This is a genomic window from Acinetobacter sp. UBA1297 (assembly GCF_002307755.1).
Lineage (GTDB): Bacteria > Pseudomonadota > Gammaproteobacteria > Pseudomonadales > Moraxellaceae > Acinetobacter > Acinetobacter radioresistens.
In genome coordinates this window covers 84,200-106,242 of sequence record NZ_DBUF01000020.1, presented here as the reverse complement: position 1 = coordinate 106,242, position 22,043 = coordinate 84,200, and the positions used below count along the sequence as shown (strand labels likewise).

Genomic DNA, 22,043 nt, shown 5'->3' with positions numbered 1-22,043 from the left:
TGCTTTTTTAAGTTAAACTCAGATTATTGAGCTTGACCTGGTTGAGCAACAACAGTACGGCTACCAGTAATTGTCGCGAACACACGACGGTTCATAGCACGACCTTCTTTAGTGCTGTTGTCAGCAATTGGTTGATCCCAGGCAAAACCTTGAGCAGTCAAGCGAGATGGATCAATATTGTACTCGTTCACCAGTGAAGATTTCACAGAGTTAGCACGAGCCAGTGACAGACGTTCGTTCAGTGCACGTGGACCAGTATTATCAGTGTGACCATCGATGCGAGCAGTAGCATTTGGATATTCTACCAACTTCTCAGCAACTTTAGCGATTTCTGGCTTGTACTGATCTTTGATATTTGATTTGTTAGTATCAAAGAACACACGAAGTTCCATATTCAGATCTTCAGTCAGTTCTTGTGGTTGTGGCTCAACAATTGGTGTTGGCTCAACAGGAACAACTTCTACTACAGGAGCAGCAGGTTTCAGGTGGCCACCTAAAACAACATTCAGACCAGCTAAAGCTGTATAGTTCCAGAACTGCTCGTCAAAATGGTAAGTACCACGTGCTTCTGTACGTAGAGACAGAGCATCATTGATACGCCAGAATGCACCAAGACCTGCGTTACCTAGAGTACCTTCTTCGTCTAAGCCACGACCAGCACGACCAGCATCAGTGTCGAACTCATATTTATAGTGACCAGCACCTAACAATGCATAAGGCTTGATTTTGCTGTCATAGTTTTTAGTGAATAGGTCAGAAGTAACATAGAAGTTACCAGCGATATTTTCGCCTTTATATTCGTTGCCTGCAACGCTGGTATCGCCTTTGATCTGGCTATATTCAGCTTCAAAACCTAACCATGGAGTAAGTTCAACACCAAGTGCTGCACCAACAAACAGGTCATCATCAAGTTCTACACCATCAGTTAAATCACCGTCATTACCGCCATTGTTGTGCTGGGTATCAAACATTGTGTAACCAAGCATTAATGGGGTAATAGTTACGCCAGCATTTGCAGCAGCAAGAGGAGCAGCAACAAGCATAGCAAGTGCAATACGACTCAATTTCATGGATTATCCTCCAGAGATAACATTGTTGTTCAAGCTCAGCCTAAAATTAACTTTTTGGCTCCTGAGATAAGCTTATATATACCCCAGTATTATTTTTAAGCTACTCACTTTGAATCATACAAACACTTTGTTTTTTTTCCAAGTGCTTGATAATTTTAATCAAGTAAATTATTGACAAAATTACTTACAATTTCCGTTGTAATTCGGTAAATTTTCACTCAATTTATTCTAATGAATAGCTTATCTTTTTCGCTTCTGTTTATTTTAACAGTATTCAAAAGCTAAGCTAATGATCATTTGTTCTGGTTTTGAATGCAATAACTACACACTAATTTACTGTTAAAAAAACAAAAAACTATAATAAACAGGTAATTTTTTAACCATGAAGAAAAATAACAATGGAGTTTCTTTACTGGAACTCGTAGTTTGTATAGCGATTGTGGCAATTTTAGCTTCTTTTGCTATTCCTGCTTACCAAGAGTACCGAGCACAGCAGGAAGCCAAATCACTTCCACACTTATTAAACATGCAGATTATTCAAGCTAAAAATTATGCATTAACTTATCGTAATCAAATAGTTATCTGTTCAAGCCAGAACCTAGAGCAGTGTGAAGATGAGCAATGGAATAAAGGTTTACTCATCTTTATAGATACCAATAATGATAAGGAGCTTAATTCTAATGAAAAAATACTGTCTACAGTAATGCTTGATCTTGAGTATGGTCGACTAGATTGGCGAGGTGCTCTTAATAAACCGCGTTTGTTTTTTAAAGCAGATACCGGGCTACCGCGTGGTTCGAATGGCAGTTTTTTCTATTGTGCCAGCTCATCTGCCAGCCTAAATAAACGTTTAGTACTTAGTCCCATGGGCCACTTACGAGTAGAATCGTTAGCAAGTACTTGCTAAGAACTGTTCAGTCTAATGTTCACTAGTGTTTATTCTTTATTCATTAATTTTTTCTAAATATACTGCTCAAGATCAGTTATTTTTATAATGAAATAGTGGAGATTAGAACAATGGTAAACATCGTGATTCTTAACGGTGCGCGTACTGCGATGGGTGGTTTCCAAGGTTCACTCGCTACAAAGACTGCACCAGAATTGGGTGCAGCAGTAATTAAAGAAGCAGTTTCCCGTGCTAGACTGCAGGCACATGACGTCGAAGAAGTCATTATGGGCTGCGTACTTCCAGCAGGCTTAAAACAGGGCCCTGCTCGCCAGGCAATGCGTTTGGCTGGCATTCCAGATAGTACAGGCGCTGTTACTATTAATAAACTCTGTGGGTCAGGGATGAAAGCTGTAATGCAGGCCGCAGATATGATCAAAGCCGGTTCAGCAGACATTGTAGTTGCAGGCGGTATGGAGTCCATGACAAATGCGCCTTACCTTCTGCCAAAAGCCCGTGGAGGTTTTCGCATGGGTCATGGCGAAATCAAAGACCACATGTTTCTTGACGGCCTGGAAGATGCAGAAACTGGACGCCTGATGGGATCTTTTGCCCAGGATATGGCCAATGAGCGCGGTTATACACGTGAACAAATGGATGATTTTGCCATCCGCTCTTTAAAACGTGCTCAAACCGCAATTACTGAAGGTTATTTTAAAGATGAAATCGTCCCTGTAACTGTATCTAGCCGTAAAGGTGAGGCAGTAGTAGATCAGGATGAGCAGCCATTTAATGCCAATATTGATAAAATCCCGTCTTTGCGTCCGGCTTTTGCAAAAGATGGAACAATTACAGCAGCCAATGCCAGCTCAATTTCGGACGGAGCATCTGCGCTTGTTCTCTGCTCGGATGAAACTGCTAAGCAACGTGGTTTACAACCTTTAGCAAAGATTATTGCGAGCGCTTCAAACTCCCAGCACCCTTCTGAATTTACCATTGCGCCGGTAGGTGCAGTAAAAAAAGTTCTAGACAAGGCAGGCTGGACCGCGGCTGATGTCGATTTATGGGAAATTAATGAGGCATTCGCAATGGTTACCATGTGCCCAATCGATGAGTTTGGCCTTGATCCAGAAAAAGTAAATATTCATGGCGGTGCATGTGCTCTTGGTCATCCTGTAGGTTCTACCGGCTCACGTATTATTCTGACACTTATTCATGCCCTGAAACGTACAGGTGGACATAAAGGCATAGCTGCGTTATGTATTGGTGGCGGTGAGGCTACAGCTGTGGCAATTGAAATTCTTTAAAAATAATCAAATAAAAAATCCCGCTATTGCGGGATTTTTTATTTAGAAAAATAAACTTTTAATGAAGACGAATACTTCGAGGAGCAGGTAATTGCATTTCTCTAAATACTTCGGGTTGCTGTAAATACAGCTGATATAAATAGTTTTTAAGATCAAGTAAAAATTTTTCTGGTCGAACCAGAATATTTTGTCCCTCTGGTGTCAGATCTAAAGACAGATGTGTGTCATTTACCCTCAGATAAGGCAGAACTTTTCCAATCAAATCTTTTAATGTAATTTCATGAATCTTATAGTTTTCCCACTGATCTTTTATTAACAATCTTGCCAGACTTCTACTTTGCCAGGCGGGAAATGCCTGCTGACCTGAAGGCGTTGCGCAGAGTGCCCATCCTTCATGATAAAGCGCAATAATCATACGTTGCGCGATAATATTTTGAATAAATTGCTGATAGTTCTCGAGCACCGAATAAGGTTTCTGCTGATTTTTTGATACAGTTTTACGCTGATAAGGGTTTTTCATAATTATTAGTTATATTAAGAATATTTTTAGACAATCTTAGGGGAACAAATAATGTTTTACAACTGAAGAGGATATATGGTGGGCGCTGACGGGATCGAACCGCCGACATTCTGCTTGTAAGGCAGACGCTCTACCAACTGAGCTAAGCGCCCTGAGAAATAGCATAGCTATTAGAGATAGTAGCATAAGCAGTTATGCTTATACACTAATTAATATCTTAATCTCAGGAAATTAGGATACCAAATTTTATGAAATGGCGCAGCGGACGGGGCTCGAACCCGCGACCCCCGGCGTGACAGGCCGGTATTCTAACCAACTGAACTACCGCTGCATCACATTACATTATTTAAAATAATGTAAAAGTCACTAAGTTATGGTGGGCGCTGACGGGATCGAACCGCCGACATTCTGCTTGTAAGGCAGACGCTCTACCAACTGAGCTAAGCGCCCTCAATAGGATTTGCATAAATGGCGCAGCGGACGGGGCTCGAACCCGCGACCCCCGGCGTGACAGGCCGGTATTCTAACCAACTGAACTACCGCTGCATTTGCACAATGTCGCTATTGTGGTACAAACTCTGAAATCTTAAGTGGCGCAGCGGACGGGGCTCGAACCCGCGACCCCCGGCGTGACAGGCCGGTATTCTAACCAACTGAACTACCGCTGCACGAAAGATCACAACATAAAGGCTTGGTGGGCGCTGACGGGATCGAACCGCCGACATTCTGCTTGTAAGGCAGACGCTCTACCAACTGAGCTAAGCGCCCTTTAGGTCTTCATCGTTTGTGAGGTGCATTATAGAGAATCCTCATCTGGTGTCAAACGCTTTTCTATCTGTTTTCATAAAAATACTTTCGAATGATTAAAAAATAGGTAAATTAAAGGAAAAACAATGTTTTTTGTATTTTATTTAAACATTTCTCTAAAAAATTAGAGGTGTTTATACAGTCTATTTTTACTTATATCTGATAAATATAATGTGGCTTATGTATTGTTTAAAACAATTCAAGCGGTATTTCTGAGAGAAAAACTAAAGCCTGCTCGGGGACTAAATCAAAAAGCTCAATGATTTCTTCATTACGCATACGAATACAGCCATGTGACATCGGAATACCCATCGGCTCAGTATCTGGTGTACCATGAATATAAATATAGCGCTGGAAGGTATCCCGCCCTTCTCCCTGATTAAAACCAGGCTCAAGCCCATGTAACCAGAGTATGCGTGTTAGAATCCAGTCTCTTTGTGGGAACTGAGCAGCCAGTTCAGGACTATAAATCTCATCAGTAAACTGACGTGCAATAAACACTGAATTTTTAGGATGTTCCGCCCCAATTTTTTTTTCTATACGATGCCAACCTCGTGGAGTCTGGCCTGTATTTTCCTGCTCACCTACTCCATTTTTACCAGAAGAAATGGCATAACACTTTTTTAGTTTAGGAAGATGAAGCTTCTGCTGTGCCAGATCAATTAACAGGTCTGCCTGATCCAAGGTATAGCTAGACATTTTTCACTCAATTTCTCTCGGTACTTTTTTTTCGATGGACTGTAAAGGTCGATCTTGAGGCTCAGGACGCATCCATAACCAGATGGCCACAACCAGCATGATGCCATCTGTAAAGATTTTGACAAGCAGTGGTGCATTAGTAAATAGCATCATAATACCGCTTATTAACATCATGATACTGGCCAACCATTTCGCTTTACGCGGAACAGTGCCATTAGCTCTCCAAGCCCTGAGCGTTGGCCCATATTTTGGATGATTCAGTAACCAGTTATCCATTTGTGGCCAGCCTTTAGACGCAGCCCATGCAGCAAGTATTAAAAACACTGTCGTTGGCATGCCGGGTAAAATTGCCCCTATCAGTCCAAGTACAATAAAAATCAGTACCAGACTTCGCCAAAACAATGTTCTCATATCTCTTTCCTAATCCCGCAATTGCGCTAGTATAAAGTGTTTTATATGCGCACTATATTTTTATTCTGCGCGTTTTCTTATGATATTTATGGGCGGACTATGTATATGTTTGGTGATCAGCAGGCTTATTTTGAACCATGGTTACAATTTAAGCATCCTGCCATACGTCAGCTGGCTTTTAGTCTAGCCAGTCCGAATATTCTTAAAAGCCTGCCACAAGAACTCATAATTAAGCATCATTTTAATTTACATCGTGACCATATCTGGCAAAAATATTTCCAAGCCTATTTGCCCCGTTTAAAACAGCTTGACCAGCAACCTGAACCACTTGAGCTCTTCCTTCGACAGCTTAAAAGTACGCGCCTAGGACTACGTTTTGAAATGCTGATCTGGTTCTGGCTACTTGATCATGCATATCATCCATATCGTTTACTTGGACATAGCATCCAGATTATTGATGGACCAAAAACAATTGGTGAGCTGGATTTTTTAATTCTAAATACCGAAACGGGAAAAACAGAACATTGGGAAGTGGCTTTAAAATATTATCTGGCTGAAAGAGAACCTTCTTTGGCATCGTGGTTTGGTCTTAACCGTAGTGATACCTTATTACGCAAACTAAATCACTTTACGCAGAAACAGTTCCAGTTTGAAAAGGTATCAGGACATCTTATTCAAGAGCGCTACGCTATTCTCAAGGGACAACTTTACTTCCCCTTAAAAAACTGGCCTGACTCTTCTGAGCCCTTTTCAACCTGGATTAATTTCTCTCGTAGATTTGGAGGATGGGCCGATTATATTCCCCAGCAAGACTACTATCGTCTACAGCGACAGGAGTGGTTATGCCCGGATCAGGTGCAAAGTTCGAACAGGGCTTTATGGTGGACTCAAGGTTTATATTATTCTGATCATGCATCTCCACAGTTCTTTATGTACCGTCTATCTCCCTTACTCAAAACCTCTAATAATGTTTAAAAAATGCAATATAAATAAGTCATTTATCTTTTTCTGAAACATTTAATAACGTTTCTACTATCAAAACATAATGTTATTTAGTAAGCAGATTTTTTAGCCTGAGTGAACATCAAAATAAATCTAACTTGGAGATGATGATGAAAAAAATTTTAGCTGCTTCAATGTTTTTGGCAATAGTACTGACTGGTTGTAACACAGTAAAAGGCTTGGGCGAGGATGTTTCTAGTGCAGGAAGTGCTGTATCAAATACTGCAGAAGATACTAAACAAAAACTTTAATTTTGCTATCAGTTTTTCAAAAAACCTTATCTACGGATAGGGTTTCCTAATTTTATACAGACTAGCTTTGCTTTAATTAAACTCCCTTTCAATTACATATTCCCCTATTATATCGGCAAGTTTTAAAGACATTGACTCTCCGGTATGACTTCATCATCAGACACTCTCGACCTTAGCCTGCAACTTTTGCGCCAGCCCTCAGTTACTCCTGTAGACCATAACTGCCAGAATATTATGGCTGAACGTTTATCAAAGGTCGGTTTTCATATAGAAAACATGCGCTTTGAAGACGTAGATAATTTATGGGCCCGTCGTGGTACTAAAGACCCAGTTTTCTGTTTTGCAGGACATACTGATGTGGTGCCCACTGGAAACCTGGATGCCTGGAATTCTGATCCTTTTATTCCTGAAATACGTGATGGTAAGCTATATGGTCGTGGTAGTGCCGATATGAAAACAGCTCTGGCAGCAATGGTAATCGCTTCAGAACGTTTTGTTGCCAAGCATCCTGACCATAAAGGCTCAATTGCTTTTTTAATTACTTCTGATGAAGAAGGTCCTTCAATAAATGGGACCGTAAAGGTAGTAGAAACACTTGAGTCCCGTAATGAGAAAATGACCTGGTGTCTGGTGGGCGAGCCATCTAGTACTCATCAGCTCGGTGATATCATTAAGAATGGTCGTAGGGGCTCTTTAAATGGTGTTTTAACTGTTAAGGGTAAACAGGGACATGTAGCATATCCACATCTGGCGATTAACCCGATTCATACAGCTTCTGCAGCGCTTGCAGAGCTATGTGAGACCGTATGGGACAGCGGGAATGAGTATTTTCCAGCAACCTCTTTCCAGATTTCAAATATCCAAGCTGGTACCGGTGCAACCAATGTAGTGCCTGGCACAATGACAGTTACATTTAATTTTCGTTATTCTACTGAAGTGACCGCAGATGAGCTTAAAGCACGAGTAATTGCTATTTTACAGCGCCATCAGGTTGATTTTGATATTAAGTGGACCTTATCTGGCTTACCTTTCCTGACACCCGTGGGGGAGCTCGTAAACGCTGCTGTACAAGCGATACATGAGGTTAATGGTGTAGAGGCCAAGCTTTCAACCAGCGGTGGTACTTCAGACGGACGTTTTATTGCTCCAACTGGTGCACAGGTGCTAGAGCTTGGGGTATTGAATGCCAGTATCCACCAAATTGATGAACACGTAAATGTAGACGATCTGGAACCGCTAGCAGAGATTTATGAAAAAATCCTGATACAGCTCCTGAGCTGATGAATATAAGATAAAAAAAAGGAACCCTGTCGGTTCCTTTTTTGTTTCAAATGAATTTTTAGAATGTCTTATGACTTAACTGGTTTTGAATCTTGTTCAGGTTGGGAACCTGAAAAATCTGGTCTCCCATACGTACATACTGATAAATATTTGAATCATCAAAAGGCTGTTCTTCATCGACCACCTCTGAAATCCGCAGTCTGATAGTCTGAGGCATTTCATCACAGATCAAGGCAAAGCGCTGATCTACCTGCTCTCCTTCTATTACCAGTGCAACTGCTGTTTTAGCCGTAGGGCTATTTACCTTATAGACCGGAAGCTTAAAATCATGCCAATCAATATGATCGACGTTAATCGAACTATCAAGAGCGGACAATACAATATTCTGGGGTAGCAACATCGGTACCTGAGCATAGCATCGAATAATATAAGCATCGATAAAACCGGTCGATACTGTAATCAGGTGCTGCAACTCCTGTTGATCAATCTTTGGCAGAGTTGAATTCGCATTGGTTTGACTCATTTTTTTCTCCCGCGTTAGACCATAACCTCAAGTAACGCTTCAATATTGGCCAACAGGTCTGCTTCCTGGAAAGGTTTGCCCATATATTGCGTTGCTCCGAGTGCAAAAGCGCGCTCACGATGTTTTTCACCTGTACGTGAAGTAATCATAATAATTGGCATATTACGATGTACATCATGATGACGTACCAGATTAGTTACTTCAAAACCATCCATACGCGGCATTTCAATATCGAGCAGCATTAAATCAGGCTTAATACTTTCCAGCTGTTCAATCGCTTCAACACCATCTTTAGCGGTCACTACATCATAACCTTGACGCTCAAGCAATCGGCTGGTGACTTTGCGTACAGTGACTGAGTCATCAACGATCATAATCAGACGTCGTTCATCATTAAAGCGATGCAACTCACGAGACTCTTTTACTTCCTTGACACGTAATGAAGACTGAACCTGACGAGCAATATACTGCCCATCCAGAATGAGACAAACCTGTCCATCACCTAAAATTGTTGCACCAGCTACTGCACCTACGCTGGCCAGCTGTTGACCCACTGGTTTTACCACAATTTGTGCACGAGATCCGACCAACTGGTCAACCAGTAACGCTACTGTCTGGCCACTACTCCCTTTAATCAGCAGTACCGGCAGAGAGTGGGCTATACCGGTAAGACGAGGCAGAGACTGATTTGCTACAAACTCTGAAAGATAACGTAGCTTATAATACATATTGTCGATACGGAAAGTATCTTCTTTGCCAGCAAAATAGTCTTCCAGCATAGAAGGAGAGATACGCACAATACGTTCAATCTGCGCCAATGGTACAGCGTATTGCTGGTCACCTGCTTTAACCATCAGGGCATCACTGATTGCTACTGTAGTTGGTACACGAATCGTAAATGTTGTACCCTGCACCTGTACAGACTCGACCGTCACATGACCACCCATCGCCTTGATACTACTCTGTACCACATCCAACCCTACACCACGACCAGAAATCTGGGTAATTTCTGCTGCAGTGCTTAAACCTGGATGAAAAATCAACTGGGCCAGTTCTTCAGCTTCCAGTTTTTGTTCCGTTCCAATCAGGCCTCGCTCTAGTGCTTTATTTTTCAGCTTTTCAAGATTAATACCTTGGCCGTCATCTGTAAAAGTAATGATGACATCCGTACCTTGGCGATTAATATTTAGCTCAATACGGCCACTTTCAGGTTTCCCTTGCTTGAGACGCTGCTCAGACGTTTCAATACCATGATCAATTGCATTTCGCAGCATATGTTCAAGCGGAGTGACCAGTCGCTCTAAAATATTGCGGTCCAGCTCTCCTTCAGTGTTTTGAACAACGAGTTCTGCAGGACGGTTTAGTGCTGAAGAGGTCTGCCGTGCTATGCGCTGTAAACGCGGTAATAATCGAGAAAAGGGTACCAGACGGGTCCGCATCAGGTTTTCCTGAATCTCTGCCTGAATCCTTGACTGCTGTAATAGCAGACCTTCAGTATCACGTATTTTTTCAGATAATGTGGTTTTAAAGTCAAGTAAGTCAGATGCTGACTCAGCCAGTGATTTGGATAACTGATTTAGCGAAGAATACTGATCCATTTCTAAAGGATCAAAATCGCTGTAACGTGAATTCTCAGTACCATGCTTGGCAATAATCTGACTCTCAAGCTCACCCTCCATACGGCGTAACTGGTCAGCCAGTCGTTGAATAGCCAGTTCCATGTCGGAAAGAATAGAGCCGACCTGTCCCACATCCATTTCAATACGGGAACGGTTAATGGAGTTTTCACCTGCAAGGTCAATCATTTTCTCAACCAGATCGGCTGAAATCCGGATCATTTCATTATTTTCAGCCCGGTCTGTATTGTCCCATTCCCCCATCATGGAAGGCGGTTCAGTACCATCACCATGCACGAATTCAAACAGACTGCCATCAGCTACGATATTATCTGCAGGAATCTGATTGATGAGCTGAGCAGGAATTTCAGTAAATTGGATCGAGTCCAAGCTGTGCTTCAAACTGTCAAAGTTTTCATACTGCTCTTTGAAGATAGCATTTTCCAACCAGCGTAAAGCAGTATGTAAAAGCGGGTCATAAACACTGGTGGTAAGATTGTGCAGACCAAATTGTTCAAAAGTATTTTCCAGCGCATAAGCAATCACGGCTACCGGCTCAAGCTCGGCCATCCGTGCGCCGCCCTTAAGACTATGAGCATTCCGTTGCAGCTGTAGTAATAGACTCCGGTTACTGCGCTCTTCTACCCATTGATCTAGCAATTTATGAGCGGTCTGTAACAGCTCTTCGGCTTCCTCGAGAAAAACTTCTTCAACAATTGATCTTACCTGTTCATCTGTTTGTAACTCTTCGGAATGCTCAGCGATTTCCGCATCCGCAAGTGTACAATCAGCTATATCTGATTCAATATTTTGGCTCGACTCGGACAGCTTCTCTTCTGCTACTTTTGGCTCAGCCGTAGTCACTAATACACCAGTGCTGATCGACTCAATATTTTTGAGGATTTCAATAGTTGCTGGCGCCGGGTAGTCAATCTGCTGTTCACGTAGTATCTGGATGCGTTCTGCCAGCTCATCCTGTACCAGCCGGATAATACTCATCAGTACAGTAGAGACCTGAACCTGCCCGTTAATAATTCTCTGATAAATGCTTTCCAGCTCATGTGCAATTAATCCCATATGGGTGGCCTGCACCATGTTTGCACCACCTTTTAAGGTATGCAAATAACGCATTAGATTGTTCAGAGCAGTAACTTGGCCTGATTCTTTTGTCCAACTGTTCAGGTCACTATCCATACCAGCCAGTAATTCTTCGGCCTCTTCCAAGAAGATATCGCGCAGATCAGCATCAGCAACCTGATTACTATGTTCAGAATGCATCAGCGCTTTATCAGCCGCTATACGTGCTGAAAGCTCTCCCAGGTTGAAAGTATGTTCCAAAACTGCTACGTCAACCGGAGCTTTAAAAGGCTCAGTAACAGTGGACAACTCTTCTACCTGTTCTATTTCTTGCTGTACAAATGCAGATAATTCTTCAAGCAGACTTTGATGAGCCGGGCTCAGGCTGACACGTTGTCCCGCTGCAAGCGTATCAAACAGATAAATCAGCTGCTGATGAGCTTGAGTATAAAGTTCATATGCATAATCAAGATTTAATAGCTGCGGTTTTGCCAAGAGCTGCTGATAGCTCTGAAGTAGTTCTAATGTAAAATCATATACGCCTTGGGAGGCACGGTTTCGTGTATGTTCAACCAGCTCCTGTGCCTGCTGTACCAAAAGCTGTAAATATTCTGGATATTCGGTACGGACCCGCTGATCAAACTCGAACTCGGCATCTAGCAACTGGTTGATTTCAAGCTCGAGGAGCCTTGAAACCAGACCTTGAGGGTTCACGAGATCATCCACAGGTTCTTGATGGAATCCGTAGTTTTCCCAAGCATGATTAAAGGTCTGATAAACCTGTTCCAACTGTTCTATATTACATTCCTGTTTTAGAATGTAGAGATAATCTCTTACAAATTCAGCATAATGAGTAAGTAAAGCGGTTTCATTTGAAGTAGATACCAGCTCATCTTGCAGCATTGTTTTAAACAGGTTTTCAACTTTACTACTTGCTTCAAATATGTGTTCTACCTGAGCCATGGCCGAGCTGCCACGCAAAGTATGTAAAGCGCGGATCAGAGCATTATAATTACTGCCCTGTTCATTATTATTCAAGAACTCATCAATAGTTGCCAGATGTTCTTCCGACTCTTCAAGAAAGATCGCCAGTGTCTCGGCAGTTAATGAATCAAATTCCTCGTGAATTTCAAGCTTCTCTACACCTAGTGGTGGTAGAGTCTCTGCTGTATGTTCCACCAGCTCAAGCCCGGTGACTGTTTCAGACGAAAATAAGGTCCAGCTAAGCTCCAGTAATTCCTCAAGTGCCGGTTCAAGACTGCCCTGCTGTTGCAGTTGTTGCCCGATCAATACGAGGGGACGCAAATCAATCGCATGAGGCTGACTATTTTGAAAGTTATAAAATAACTTGTATTTGTAAATCTTAAAGACTAATTCTACATAACGACTGATCGCCGGGGTAAAAGCCTGTGTTTTAGCAATTATTCGATTCAAGAGATCTTCAACCGTCCAAGCTAACTCACCGGAACTTTTAGCTCCTACCATCCGGCCGGAGCCTTTTAAGGTATGAAAATAACGGCGAATACTGGTCAGCTTGTCCTGCTGCTCAGGCTGCTGTATCCACTGCTGGATCAAAACATCCAAATCAGTAAAGATTTCTTCTAGTTCTTCAACAAAAATTTCAAGAATCTCTGCATCTTGGTCAAGATAGCTATCTTCAGGAAGAGTCGTTGTTCCAATCAGGTCTTTTAGTATTTGTTTCATAGCTAAAACTTCTTCGTTTCTTCTACCAAGACCGGCAGAAAACTATTTTGTAACCATCATGCAAGACGTTACTTTCGAACACGAATTCATCTTGTCGATGCGCTTAGTGCCTGTGACAGCAGCCTGCTTCAGGGACTGCTGTCTGGTTTTCTATTTTTATTGAGGTTATTCAGGCAGTTTAAAGTCAGTTACAGATTCACGTAGTGACTCTGCCATACTGGCCAGCTCTGATACTGAACGTGCAGTATCGAAAGTAGCGCTGGTGGTCTGCGAGGTAATTTCCTGTACGATACTCATGGTACTGGAAATATGACCTGCTGAAGCAGCCTGTAACTTTGCAGCATCAGAAATGCTCGCAATCAGTTTTGCCAGATCGCCTGATACTTTCTGAATTTCATCCAGTGCAATACCCGCATCTTTTGCCAGATTGGCACCGCGTACTACCTCGGCTGTGGTCTGCTCCATCGAGATTACTGCTTCATTGGTATCGGCCTGAATGGTTTTTACCAGTGTCTCGATCTGTTTCGTTGCAGAGGTTGAGCGCTCTGCAAGACGCTGTACTTCATCGGCAACCACAGCAAAGCCACGGCCTGCTTCACCAGCCATCGATGCCTGAATAGCCGCATTCAATGCCAGAATATTTGTCTGGTCTGCAATATCATTGATGAGGGAAACGATATTACCAATTTCCTGAGAAGACTCACCCAGACGCTTAATACGCTTTGATGTTTCCTGAATCTGTTCACGGATGGTATCCATCCCTTCAATAGAGCGGTTTACAACGTCTGCACCATTAGAAGCAATCTGTACTGAGCGCTGTGCAACCTCGGCAGATTCAGAAGCATTGGCAGATACCTGGTCAATTGAGGTTGCCATTTCACTGATTGCACTGGAAGCGCCGGCAATTTCCTGAGCCTGATGTTCTGAAGCCTCAGCCAGCTGGTTAGTAATATTCTGCGTATTTTGGGTATAACGTGATACTTCTTGCGAGGTTTCATTGATACGTGATACCAGATCACGTAGCTGGTCGATCGCAAAGTTAATCGAATCCGCAATCGCACCAGTAAAGTCTTCAGATACGGTTGCATAAGAACGCAAGTCACCATCTGCAAGATCTGCAATTTCATCCAGCAGACGTAAAATTGCATTCTGGTTACGGTCGTATTCGTCCTGTAGGCGGGTCACACGCTGTTTATCCGTCGCTCCCCGCAGTGCCAGAAGTTTAATTACAGAGAAGATCAAGGCAGCAATTGACGCCAGCAGCAGAATTGCAAGAGCCACTTCTGCCCAGTTACTACTTGCCGACTCAGTCAGTTTGTTTAGAGCTGCCAGCAGTTCGTCAGATTGAGAGAAAATTTGTGCTGATGCCTGACGGACCTGAACAATCTGGTTGGAGTTATTTAGAACTGTCGCTGCAGCAGATTTTAAGACCGCATTATACTCATCTTGAATATTGGTTAGAGATTCACGTAATGCAGGGTCATTAATACGCTCTACACCTAGCTCACTACTGCCGTTCAGCTGTGCATTGAGATAAGTACCGAAAGTTTCAGTATCAGCATTGAAGTCGTCTGCAGATTCACGTGAGCTATCATTACCCACAAGTACGGAACTGATCGAACGCAAGATACGTTCCGCGATAAATACCTGGTTTTTAGCAATAACTACCTGGCTACTACTCATATTTTGTCGTGCCATCTGGTCGACTAGCAGGTTATATTCTGCCTGAATACCTGGAATGGTTTCAGAAATAGCAATATTGGTATCGTAGAGTTTGTTAATAATTTTTTGCTGGCTGGTAATCTGGTCAATATTTCGAGATACCGCATTCCAGGTCTGTTCAACCTGCCGAACCTCGGCATCAGTTGAGCCATGAATATCCTGTACAGTTTCTAGGTTTTCAGCAAAGCGCGCCTGTGACTGTGACAGGGTTTTAATGGACTCAGGCGTTCCAGAAGCAGTCGCCTCGGTTGCTTGACGGGAAATAGTTTGCGACAGTAGACGCAATTCACCCAAACTACGAGTTAACTCATTATGACGAGGTACGCTATAGAATAAAAACAGTAAAAGAATAACGGATAGAATTAAAGATAATGCTGCCCCATAAATAAACGGTTTAGATTTGGAACTATCTCCAAATAACCGTGCAAAGTCTTCGACTTGTGTTTGTATTTTGGTTAAAAACGCATTACTGCTGTGAGCAGCACCGCTTTCTCCCGTATTTTTCTTTTTGAGTTTAAAGCCCATACAGCCTCTCCCCTGAAAACGCTTTTATTGAGTAGGCGCGTCAAATTAGTTTATAAATTTTGTAGATGCGTTCATGTACTGTGAGTCTTTCAATAAACGGCTGAATAAAAACACATGCCAATGCTGGTTATGCTGATAAAAATAACCCTGACAATATGGATTTAACTGATCCTCCAGCCCGTCATTCTTTGAAAAAAAACTTTGTTTGTTAAAATGCTGAATCCCCAAAACCCGATCGACCACCACACCCACATATTGTTCATTATGACTAATGCAGAGTACTTTTTGAGTAGGTGAGAAATTGCTGCGTTGTCCAGATATAAACTGTGCCAAGTCAGCCACACAAAGTAGTCTTCCCCGAATATTAGCCAGTCCACGTACCCAAGGCTGAGTATTAGGAACTGCGGTATACTTTGGAGGATAAATAACCTCAGAAACCTCCCCAAGTGGAGCAACAAAATATTGCCCCAGCATTTCAAAAGCAATACCTGACCACCGGTTTACTTCATTATTGCTGGCAGCATAGCTACGGTTGCCACGCTTTGCCAGCCGAAGTAATTCGATAAATCCATTTGCTGCCATAGCACTATCCTGCGTTGAGGTATTGTTGGATTACTTCGATTAGTTTATTTTCATCAACAGGTTTGGTTAGATAGTCACGGGCGCCTTGACGCTTGCCCCAAACCCGGTCAGTTGCCTGGTCTTTTGTACTGACAATGACCACCGGGATATCTTTAGTTGTTTCACCACGAGCAATCTGACGAGTTGCCTGAAAACCGTTAACACCCGGCATCACCACATCCATCAATACCAGGTCCGGTAATTCTGCCTGGGCAATAGTTACCCCATCTGCGCCATTAGTCGCTTCAAGAACCTCATAACCATGCTTGGTCAAGATCTCTTTAAAACGGAAAGTTTCGGTAGGTGAGTCATCAACAATCAAGATACGAGCCATTTTCTTCCCCAAGTTCTTTTTCTAGACACTGACATGATTACGTATTGCATTGAGCAATTCGTCTTTACTAAACGGTTTGGTCAGATATTCATCCGAACCCACTACACGACCTTTAGCCTGATCAAATAGCCCATCTTTACTAGACAGCATAATGACCGGTATATTCTGATAATTTTGTGAGTTTTTAATCAGTGCACAGGTCTGGTAACCATCTAGACGTGGCATCATGATATCGACAAAGACAATATCAGGATTGGCTTCGGCAATCTTGGACAATGCTTCAAAACCATCAACTGCAGTAATTACCTCACAGCCCTCACGTTGCAGCAAAGTTTCTGCTGTACGGCGAATAGTTTTTGAATCATCGATTACCATAACCTTAAGGTTTTGAAATTTGTCTTCCATCTAATCGGCCTTCCCGCTTATTCAACATAATATTTGACGGATTAATTTTTACAGTTATTCAACTTTTTTAACATAAATTTACTTGTATTTCCAATGAACATTTTAAGTATAGCTTTATAGGGTGTCATTTAAATCAATAAGATAATTTATGTTTTTATCAGAAACTGGTTTTTTTTTGCCTATACCGTATTTTTAACTGCAAAAATCAGCTCTAATATAACAATTTTATTACTGAAAGATAAGTGCTTCGGTCCAGTGTGTTGGGGAATTTTATGGTGTTACATGCTATAGCTAAAAGTTGCTGGATACGAACGAAAAATATAACCCGTGAGTTTTTGATAGTTTGCAGCCTGAGCTGCCTGACTATTCCAGTCATTGCAAATGTCAATGAAACACCTAAAGCGGTGTGGTACCGTTATTATGATAACAATGGTATTGCCAATATTAGTACCTCGGTGACACCGGCCCATATTCGTTATGGATATGAAGCACTAGATCAGAATATGCAGGTTATTCAACGCAGTCGGCCCTACAATGTAGATAAAGACATAAAGCAGGCTCCACAGCGCGCCGTTCAGGCCCGAGAGCGTGAACAGGACCTAAAACTTAAAAGAGCATATACCAACAGCCGGGTAGCTCAGGCTAAACGTGATGAACATTTAGCTAACCTCAAAAAACAGCTTAGTTTTCAACAAGACCAACTTCGACAATTACAGAGTGACCGGATCTATTTTAAACGGCAGGAAATGGATTATTTAAGGAAAGGCCAACCTGTACCTCCTGTCTTGAAAAATAGTCTGAACAGCAATTATCAGAATATTGTTCTCATTAAAAATAATATTACTTCTTTACAAACGAACTATCGCAATACCCAAGCCCAATACGACAGAATTATCTCACGTTTAAAAGCCATTGAATAATGTAAGCTTTTTTAGAGAAAAATAATTTAAAAGCATTATGCTGAACATAAGGATGAATATGCATGCGAGTAGCAACGCGTATATTGACTCTGCCTACTCTTGACCTTATTCCCAGAATAAGCCTGTTATGTCTCTGTCTGGCTTTAATAGCCTGTGACAGGTCAGAACCTGTTGCAACACCGACCGAAGCCACTAAAATTGAACTGATTCCTCAAGATCTGATTCCGGTTAAAAGTGGTACTTTATTTAATAGAACGGCTTTTACCGGAACAATTAAAGCTGTAAATCAAAGCTCAATTCAGGCACAAATTACAGCAACTGCCACTCAAGTGAATGCATCCGTAGGTCAGTCTGTTCATAAAGGCCAAGTGCTAGTGCAGCTTAATAATCAGGATAATGCTGCCAGACTGGCTCAAGCACAAGCTAATTTAGCCTCTACCCGTGCTCAGGCTGAACAGAGTCGTTTAATGGTAGAACGTAAACGTCGCCTGTTTAATCAAGGATTTATCTCCAAGGTAGAGTATGAAGAAGCCCAAGTTGACTATAGAGGCCAGCAGGAAAACGTCAGAGCTCAACAGGCGAATGTAGATATTGCACAAAAAGCTGACCGAGACGGTATTTTACGCAGTCCGATTTCAGGTGTAATTACTGCACGCCAAGTGGAGCCGGGCCAGACAGTGAGCGCCGGTCAGACCTTATTTGAAATTGTTGATCCTAGCCAGCTGGAAATACAGGCATCCTTACCAGCTGATCAGCAGCAGGCCTTGAAAGTCGGCCAGAAAATCGAATACCAGATTCAGGGTAACTCGGCGCAGCTCACTGCAACCTTAAGCCGGATTTCACCAATTGCTAATCAGGTCAGCCGCCAGATTGAGTTCTTTGCAAGACCAAATGAAGCCATTCAGTCCCTAAGTATTGGTGCTTTTGTTGAAGGTTATATCATTAGCAGTGACCAGCTTCAGGGTCAGCTTATACCTCTAGATGTGATTCAGAGCATAGACCAGAGCCCATATGTCTGGGCTATCCGCAATAATCGTATTACCAAGGTTCCCCTTACTCTTCTGCGTCAAGACTTCAGCAATAATACGGCTGTGGTAAAAGGACTGCAAAATACGGATGTGGTCAGCCGGGTCCAGTTTTCCAATGATCAGGTTAACCAGCCGGTCAGTATCAGCAAGCCTGCATCATAAGGATCTAGACATATGTGGTTTACGCGGATCAGTGTGAAGTACCCGGTCTTTACTATCATGATGATGTTATGTTTGATGGTGCTGGGACTTGCCTCATGGCAACGAATGGGTGTAGAAGAATATCCCGACGTAGATTTTCCCTTTGTAGTGGTGTATACCAGTTACCCAGGCGCATCCCCGGAAACGGTTGAGTCTGAAATTACAAAAAAAATGGAAGATCAGATTAACACCATTTCAGGCCTGAAAAAGCTTACCTCGACCTCAAGCGAAGGGCTTTCAACCATTGTGGCAGAATTTGACTTGGATATTTCATCCTCTGTAGCCGCACAAGACGTTCGCGATAAAATTGCATCAGTAACAGCACAGTTCAGGGATGAAATTGAAGATCCGGTAGTAGAGCGGTATGATCCGACCTCAAGTGCCATCATGTCGCTGGTATTCGAATCTAATAACATGTCATTAAAAGACCTGAGCTCTTATCTGGATCAGCGGATTTTACCGCAGTTAAGGACTGTAGAAGGAGTCGGTAACGTTAATCTGCTCGGCGATGCACAGCGACAAATCCGTATTGCAGTCGATCCAAAAAAGCTCCAAAGCTTTGGAGTCGGTATTGACCAGGTAATTAATACTTTAAAAAATGAAAATGTACAGATTCCAGGTGGAGCGTTGCAGCAACCTGACTCGGAACTGGTGGTTGAAATTCAGGCCAAGGTTCTCAATCCGTATCAGTTCGGCGAGCTTATTATAGCCAATAAACAAGGTACTCCAGTTTACCTAAAACAGGTTGCCACGATTACCGACTCTCAGGCTGAAATGGAAACCGCGGCCTATTTAAATGGCAAGTCAGCAGTTGCCATTGATATTTTACGTAGTGCGGACGCCAATATTGTAGATGTGGTCAAAAATGCCTATCAAGTCATTGACCGGATCGAGCAACAGTTACCGGCAGGTACTACGCTAAAAGTAGTAGTTGATAACTCAGAATCAATTCAATCCACCATTAAGGACGTTGCCCGTACCATTGTAGAGGGGGCGGTACTGGCAATTATTATTGTACTGTTGTTTTTAGGCTCTTTCCGCTCTACTGTCATTACCGGTTTAACTCTGCCGATTGCCTTGCTCGGAACACTAACCTTTATCTGGGCATTTGGTTTTACTATCAATATGATGACTCTACTGGCACTCTCTTTAAGTATCGGCTTACTAATTGATGATGCGATTGTAGTTCGGGAAAATATTGTCCGGCACAGTGATATGGGTAAAGATCATGTGACCGCAGCACTTGATGGTACTAAAGAAATTGGACTGGCAGTGCTGGCAACTACCCTTACCATTGTGGCTGTATTTTTGCCTGTCGCTTTCATGGGCGGCATTATTGGCCGTTTCTTCTATCAGTTTGGCGTTACTGTTAGTACCGCTGTCCTGATCTCCATGTTTGTCAGCTTTACTCTTGACCCGATGCTCTCTGCACACTGGGCTGAACGCAAAGACAGGCCTAAAAAACAGAATGCTTTAACTCGTTTTTTTGCATGGACTTCTAAAAAGCTGGATGACCTGACAGCAGTTTATGAAAAGTTGCTCAGGTTAGCCTTACGCTTTCGCCTGTTAACAGTATTGATTGCTGTACTTTCTTTATTTGGGGCGTTTGCCTTGTCAAAACTGATCGGTACTGAATTTGTACCTACACCTGACAAAGGTTCTATCCGGGTAAAGTTTGAAACTCCGGTTGATGCCTCTTTGCAATATACCCAGGCAAAACTGCAACAGGTCGAAAATATTATTCGGCAGCACCCGGAAGTACAGACCACATATGGCGTAATTAACGGTATGACTGACCGCGGAAAAAACCACGGCAGCATCCGGGTGACTGTTACGCCAAGACACGAACGTGAACAAACCTTAAATGATCTGAACAATGACCTGCGTAACCGGTTACAACAGGTCGGTGGTATTACTATTACTTCAGTGGCATCGGCAGATGAGGTCGTTTCCGGTGGACGCAAACCTATCCAGATTTCAATCAAAGGACCCGATCTGGATGAACTCCAGAGAATATCCGACCGTTTTATGGCAGAAATGAAAAAAATTAATGGTGTGGTTGATCTTGAAACTTCTCTTAAAGAGCCAAAACCTACACTCTCTGTCAGTATTAATCGTATCTTGGCCAGTGATTTAGGACTATCAGTGAACCAGATTGCAAATGTCGTACGTCCACTAATTGCAGGTGATAACGTCACAACCTGGGAAGATGAACGTGGGGAGAACTATGACGTTAATTTACGCTTGAGTGAAAATGCGCGCACTCTGCCAAGTGATATCCAGAATATGTATATTACTTCAGAAAAACTGGATAATAACAACCAGAATATTCTGGTTCCGCTAGCAACGGTCGCAAGCTTCAAGGAAACTTCAGGTGCGTCCCAGATTAACCGCCGTGAACTGTCCCGTGAAGTGCTGATTGAAGCGAATACTTCAGGCCGCCCTGCTGGCGATATTGGCCGGGATATTGATGCCATGCAAGCCCAGTTCAAGTTGCCGCCCGGCTATAGTTTCGACACGGAAGGCGCTAATGCAGATATGGCTGAATCTTTAGGATATGCAATTACTGCAATTACCTTATCCATTGTATTTATCTATATTGTTTTAGGTTCACAGTTTAATAGCTTTATTCATCCGGCTGCTATTATGGCTTCTCTCCCCCTTTCACTGATTGGGGTATTCTTGGCCCTCTATCTATTTAACTCGACCATGAACCTGTTCTCGATTATCGGTATCATCATGTTAATGGGTCTGGTGACCAAAAATGCCATTTTGCTGATTGATTTTATTAAAAAAGGAATTGAAAGTGGAATGGACCGCTACGATGCCATTATTGCTGCGGGTACAACACGCTTGAGACCCATTCTGATGACAACTAGCGCTATGGTCATGGGGATGGTACCGCTGGCACTGGGCTTAGGTGAAAGTGGTGAACAGAGTTCGCCCATGGCCCATGCTGTAATTGGTGGCGTGATTACCTCTACGTTGTTGACACTGGTCGTGGTTCCAGTCATTTTTACTTATCTGGATGATCTAAAGAACCTGATGATACATCAATTCCGTAAATTAATGTCATAATCAGGCCATGAAAAAAATGAGATGAAATATTCATCTCATCTTTTGTCGTATAATC

18 protein-coding genes and 6 tRNA genes are annotated in these 22,043 nt (G+C 42.6%); 8 read left to right on the top strand and 16 right to left on the bottom strand.

Translation table 11 applies throughout. The annotated features are described in order from the left end of the window. Window positions 1-23: 23 nt before the first annotated feature. Window positions 24-1,070 (bottom strand): outer membrane protein Omp38, encoded by a 1,047-nt coding sequence (omp38, locus tag B3R63_RS09155; protein ID WP_265768708.1) that lies wholly within the window; start codon window positions 1,068-1,070, stop codon window positions 24-26. Window positions 1,071-1,452: 382 nt separating this feature from the next. Between omp38 and B3R63_RS09150 the strand changes: the two genes are divergently transcribed. Continuing rightward, window positions 1,453-1,977 (top strand): type IV pilin protein, encoded by a 525-nt coding sequence (locus B3R63_RS09150; RefSeq protein ID WP_005027608.1) that lies wholly within the window; start codon window positions 1,453-1,455, stop codon window positions 1,975-1,977. Window positions 1,978-2,087: 110 nt separating this feature from the next. Continuing rightward, the gene (locus tag B3R63_RS09145; RefSeq protein ID WP_286729909.1) at window positions 2,088-3,263 is read left to right on the top strand and encodes a thiolase family protein; all 1,176 of its coding nucleotides are present in this window, start codon (window positions 2,088-2,090) and stop codon (window positions 3,261-3,263) included. A gap of 58 nt (window positions 3,264-3,321) precedes the next feature. Here the strand turns inward: B3R63_RS09145 and B3R63_RS09140 are convergent, their stop codons facing one another. The 9 genes from B3R63_RS09140 to B3R63_RS09100 all read right to left on the bottom strand — a co-directional run bounded on the left by B3R63_RS09140 (window position 3,322) and on the right by B3R63_RS09100 (window position 5,700). After that, window positions 3,322-3,783 (bottom strand): DUF2750 domain-containing protein, encoded by a 462-nt coding sequence (locus tag B3R63_RS09140; RefSeq protein WP_005404351.1) that lies wholly within the window; start codon window positions 3,781-3,783, stop codon window positions 3,322-3,324. A gap of 76 nt (window positions 3,784-3,859) precedes the next feature. Then, window positions 3,860-3,935, bottom strand: a tRNA-Val gene (locus B3R63_RS09135). A gap of 102 nt (window positions 3,936-4,037) precedes the next feature. Further along, a tRNA-Asp gene (locus tag B3R63_RS09130) sits at window positions 4,038-4,114 on the bottom strand. Window positions 4,115-4,157: 43 nt separating this feature from the next. Further along, a tRNA-Val gene (locus B3R63_RS09125) sits at window positions 4,158-4,233 on the bottom strand. Between the two features lie 19 nt (window positions 4,234-4,252). Then, window positions 4,253-4,329: transfer RNA gene (locus tag B3R63_RS09120), tRNA-Asp, on the bottom strand. Window positions 4,330-4,374: 45 nt separating this feature from the next. Then, window positions 4,375-4,451: transfer RNA gene (locus tag B3R63_RS09115), tRNA-Asp, on the bottom strand. A 24-nt stretch (window positions 4,452-4,475) separates the two neighbouring features. Continuing rightward, window positions 4,476-4,551 (bottom strand) — tRNA-Val (locus B3R63_RS09110). Window positions 4,552-4,779: 228 nt separating this feature from the next. Further along, a complete protein-coding gene (gene elsL / locus B3R63_RS09105) occupies window positions 4,780-5,289 on the bottom strand; it encodes a cell wall-recycling L,D-carboxypeptidase ElsL (protein WP_248132411.1) in 510 nt (169 codons plus the stop codon). Between the two features lie 3 nt (window positions 5,290-5,292). Continuing rightward, on the bottom strand, window positions 5,293-5,700 hold the full coding sequence (locus B3R63_RS09100) for a YbaN family protein (protein WP_284909020.1): 408 nt from the start codon (window positions 5,698-5,700) through the stop codon (window positions 5,293-5,295). A 105-nt stretch (window positions 5,701-5,805) separates the two neighbouring features. Between B3R63_RS09100 and B3R63_RS09095 the strand changes: the two genes are divergently transcribed. The 3 genes from B3R63_RS09095 to dapE all read left to right on the top strand — a co-directional run bounded on the left by B3R63_RS09095 (window position 5,806) and on the right by dapE (window position 8,234). Next, window positions 5,806-6,675 carry a DUF1853 family protein gene (locus tag B3R63_RS09095; protein WP_286729905.1) on the top strand — a complete coding sequence of 290 codons (870 nt, stop codon included), beginning with the start codon at window positions 5,806-5,808 and terminating at the stop codon, window positions 6,673-6,675. A 137-nt stretch (window positions 6,676-6,812) separates the two neighbouring features. Further along, window positions 6,813-6,953 (top strand): entericidin A/B family lipoprotein, encoded by a 141-nt coding sequence (locus B3R63_RS09090; RefSeq protein ID WP_005018775.1) that lies wholly within the window; start codon window positions 6,813-6,815, stop codon window positions 6,951-6,953. A 144-nt stretch (window positions 6,954-7,097) separates the two neighbouring features. Further along, window positions 7,098-8,234, top strand: coding sequence for a succinyl-diaminopimelate desuccinylase (dapE, locus tag B3R63_RS09085; protein WP_106438854.1), 1,137 nt, complete (start codon window positions 7,098-7,100; stop codon window positions 8,232-8,234). 58 nt (window positions 8,235-8,292) lie between these two features. Here the strand turns inward: dapE and B3R63_RS09080 are convergent, their stop codons facing one another. From B3R63_RS09080 to pilG, 6 genes are all read right to left on the bottom strand, one after another. Beyond that, window positions 8,293-8,757, bottom strand: coding sequence for a hypothetical protein (locus tag B3R63_RS09080; RefSeq protein WP_286729902.1), 465 nt, complete (start codon window positions 8,755-8,757; stop codon window positions 8,293-8,295). A 14-nt stretch (window positions 8,758-8,771) separates the two neighbouring features. After that, a complete protein-coding gene (locus tag B3R63_RS09075) occupies window positions 8,772-13,154 on the bottom strand; it encodes an Hpt domain-containing protein (RefSeq protein ID WP_286729900.1) in 4,383 nt (1,460 codons plus the stop codon). Between the two features lie 165 nt (window positions 13,155-13,319). Then, window positions 13,320-15,401 carry a methyl-accepting chemotaxis protein gene (locus B3R63_RS09070; RefSeq protein ID WP_005018770.1) on the bottom strand — a complete coding sequence of 694 codons (2,082 nt, stop codon included), beginning with the start codon at window positions 15,399-15,401 and terminating at the stop codon, window positions 13,320-13,322. A gap of 45 nt (window positions 15,402-15,446) precedes the next feature. Beyond that, a complete protein-coding gene (locus tag B3R63_RS09065; RefSeq protein WP_005018769.1) occupies window positions 15,447-15,983 on the bottom strand; it encodes a chemotaxis protein CheW in 537 nt (178 codons plus the stop codon). A 4-nt stretch (window positions 15,984-15,987) separates the two neighbouring features. Continuing rightward, window positions 15,988-16,356, bottom strand: a complete 369-nt coding sequence (locus tag B3R63_RS09060; protein WP_005018768.1) for a response regulator — start codon at window positions 16,354-16,356, stop codon at window positions 15,988-15,990. 21 nt (window positions 16,357-16,377) lie between these two features. Continuing rightward, the gene (gene pilG / locus B3R63_RS09055) at window positions 16,378-16,761 is read right to left on the bottom strand and encodes a twitching motility response regulator PilG (protein WP_005018759.1); all 384 of its coding nucleotides are present in this window, start codon (window positions 16,759-16,761) and stop codon (window positions 16,378-16,380) included. A gap of 338 nt (window positions 16,762-17,099) precedes the next feature. Here pilG and B3R63_RS09050 point away from each other — a divergent pair, with 338 nt between their 5' ends. From B3R63_RS09050 to B3R63_RS09040, 3 genes are all read left to right on the top strand, one after another. Next, a complete protein-coding gene (locus B3R63_RS09050) occupies window positions 17,100-17,681 on the top strand; it encodes a hypothetical protein (protein WP_286730682.1) in 582 nt (193 codons plus the stop codon). Between the two features lie 62 nt (window positions 17,682-17,743). After that, entirely contained in the window at window positions 17,744-18,871 is a 1,128-nt protein-coding gene (locus B3R63_RS09045; RefSeq protein ID WP_286729896.1) for an efflux RND transporter periplasmic adaptor subunit, read from the top strand. 12 nt (window positions 18,872-18,883) lie between these two features. Continuing rightward, the gene (locus B3R63_RS09040; RefSeq protein WP_286729894.1) at window positions 18,884-21,988 is read left to right on the top strand and encodes an efflux RND transporter permease subunit; all 3,105 of its coding nucleotides are present in this window, start codon (window positions 18,884-18,886) and stop codon (window positions 21,986-21,988) included. Window positions 21,989-22,043: the final 55 nt, after the last annotated feature.